Annotated in this window: 1 protein-coding gene; it reads left to right on the forward strand. The window is 60.1% G+C overall.

The window, feature by feature from the left end:
* Nucleotides 1–814 (forward strand): AMP-binding protein (locus FNQ90_RS25395; RefSeq protein ID WP_182608457.1); only part of this gene is annotated, 814 nt, incomplete at both ends.

The following is an 814-nucleotide window of genomic DNA, read 5'->3' on the forward strand; positions in this document are numbered from 1 at the left end:
GGATGTGGTGGGGGTGTGTTTGCCACGTTCCTGTGATTTGGTGGTGGGTTTATTGGGGGTGTTGAAGTCGGGGGCGGGGTTCGTGGCTGTTGATCCGGGTTATCCGGCTGAGCGTGTGGCGTTCATGTTGGAGGATTCGGGTGTTTCTTTGGTGTTGCGTTCGTTGGACGATGTTCCGGGTTTGTCGGGTGTTTCGGTGGAGTGTGGGCGTCCGGGTGTGGTGGGGGTTCCGGGTGATGTGGCGTATGTGATTTATACGTCGGGTTCGACGGGGCGTCCGAAGGGTGTGGTGATTGAGCATCGTCAGGTGGTGGCGATGTTGTCGTGGGCGGGGCGGGTGTTTTCGCGTGAGGTGTTGTCGGGGGTTTTCGCGGGGACGTCGGTGTCGTTCGATCTTTCGGTGTTCGAGTTGTTTGCTCCGTTGACGGTGGGTGGGACGGTTTTCGTTTCTCCTGATAGCGCGTTGGATTTGGTGGAGAATCCTTCGCGTTATGAGGGGGTGTCGTTGGTGAATACGGTGCCGTCGGTGATGCGTGAGTTGGTGGTGGCGGGGGCGGTTCCGGCTGGTGTGCGGGTGGTGAATTTGGCGGGGGAGCCCTTGTCGTCGGGGTTGGTGCGTGATGTGTGTGCGCTTCCGGGGGTGGAGGCGGTGAACAATCTTTACGGGCCGAGTGAGGATACGACGTATTCGACGTTCGCGATGAGTGTTGTGGGGGATGGGCGGACGCCGATCGGGGTTCCGGTGGATGGGACGTCGGCGTATGTGTTGGACGGTTTTTTGCGGTTGGTTCCGTTCGGTGCGGTGGGGGAGTTG

Origin of the sequence: Streptomyces alkaliphilus, from assembly GCF_014141535.1 — a bacterium.
Classification (GTDB): Bacteria; Actinomycetota; Actinomycetes; order Streptomycetales; family Streptomycetaceae; genus Streptomyces; species Streptomyces alkaliphilus.